The 1,831-nt window shown below is 34.0% G+C and carries 1 protein-coding gene; it reads right to left on the reverse strand.

All coding sequences use genetic code 11. From position 1 onward, the window contains the following. Positions 1-182: 182 nt before the first annotated feature. Positions 183-1,700 carry an SIR2 family NAD-dependent protein deacylase gene (locus FCS21_RS15680; RefSeq protein WP_138624471.1) on the reverse strand — a complete coding sequence of 506 codons (1,518 nt, stop codon included), beginning with the start codon at positions 1,698-1,700 and terminating at the stop codon, positions 183-185. Between the last annotated feature and the right edge of the window lie 131 nt (positions 1,701-1,831).

The raw sequence follows: 1,831 nt of genomic DNA on the forward strand, positions 1-1,831 counted from the left end.
GCGTTAACTCACTTAATATGTGAAGTGAATAGAAAGAGTTCTAAATTAATGAACAAGGATCAGTGTATTTAACTTGACGTGGGGAGTCATACCAACGCCTCACTAAGAGGCAAATAATAGTTGGTTAAAATAAGCGACGCAGGAGCAAGAACCAACTGTTATTTTTCCTTTTGAGTGACTTGTTATATTTCGATTACACTGTCTATACGTGTCTTTTGATCGACATTAATGTTTTTACACTCTTTTAACTTAGTCAGCCATTCACGATCAGATGAACGATAAAATGATTTATCTTCTTTTTCCATTTCAGTGAGAATACCCTCAATATCTGAATCGCTAACCCAATCGATTTGCTTACAAAAAACATCCCACGTATCCCAGCACTTACCGAGTTTATCTTTTCCTGACCACCTTAAAACTTCAATAATATGAGAGATCCTTTCACTGTATACTGAGCTTTCTACACCAGGAGAAATTCTTAATATATTGTAAAAAGGTTGTTTAGTACTATAAAAATTCCATACGCCATCTGATTTGGCGCACAACTTCATTACTGATGCGTAAAAGCTCTCCCTTACCTGTTGGTCAGGATAGCCATCTTCATTTACCATTGAAATTATCGAGTTAACTATTTGATCGATTTCTCTATAAGACATTCTATTTTCAGGAGCTAATAATTTCCCACCAAATTCAATATACAATAATTGATTAGATAGTATTTCAACAAAAGCTTTAACAGCTTGTTGTCTAGAGTCACGATTATTGAAGCGCTTTAAGACATCATCTTGAGATATGGTTTTTTTACCAATAATAAGACCTACGATTTCTTTTAATCGAGCCTCTATATTGGCATGCTCGGCAAAAAAACGTTTCCCTGACTTTTTATACTCTCTGAACTCGTTAGATAGATCTTCTAAAAATCCACCTATCTCTGCTTTAATAATATGAATGTTTTTATCTTTGAATAGTAGTTTTGATTCTTCTAGAACTTTATCTTCAACCGTTGGATGAACAACCATAAATGCAGGAGGTTTTTCTTCGCCTAAATGGGCATAAACTTCATCGTACAAAAAACCAATATTAGGATCCGTTAAGCTATAACCAAGAAAAATAGGAGAGGCCTCTGAAAATAGAGTGTAAATTTTACGGTTTAAATATGTATCTTCCCTTTGAAAAGAAAAATATTGGCTTTGCGTAACAACAATACTTGAAGGTCTTCCTACATCACCATGAATTTTAAATAGATTTTTGCCCGTATTTGAGACTTGGGGGGCTTTATCTTTTCTAACTACAACATTTACCAGATCATCATATATTGTTTCTAACTGGTTATCCCAGTTAGTTGTAACAATCATATTGGGTGAAAATGCTCTAAATCTTCTAACCCAGTCTGGTTCAACACTATCTTTTTTTAGATCTAAAAGTGATTCTGCAACTAAAGAGTTAAACTTGATTTCATCGAAACCTTTTTCTTGTTTCGAATATGAACATAATAATTCCGCGGCTTTTAAGGGGTTTTTAACATCTAGCTCAAGCGGGTATTCAATCTTTTCACTAATTTTCTCTAAAACTGCTTCCCAGCTACCGAAACCAAAATTATATGAAAAACCTGAACCAATCCACAAAAAATAATTTTTTAAATATACTGACGAGAATAGACTGATTTTTACATCATCATTTAATTGGTCGATACAACTCATAACCTTCCTTAGAAATATAGACACAATGACTCCCCACGAGGTGCTAGCCTCTGAACGTGGGTTAGTTTGACAAACCAGAGCCATACTATATGTGTCAACAATATAAAACAGAGGCTAGCATGATAAAACAT

It is taken from the genome of Colwellia ponticola, assembly GCF_005885605.1.
Classification (GTDB): Bacteria; Pseudomonadota; Gammaproteobacteria; order Enterobacterales; family Alteromonadaceae; genus Colwellia; species Colwellia ponticola.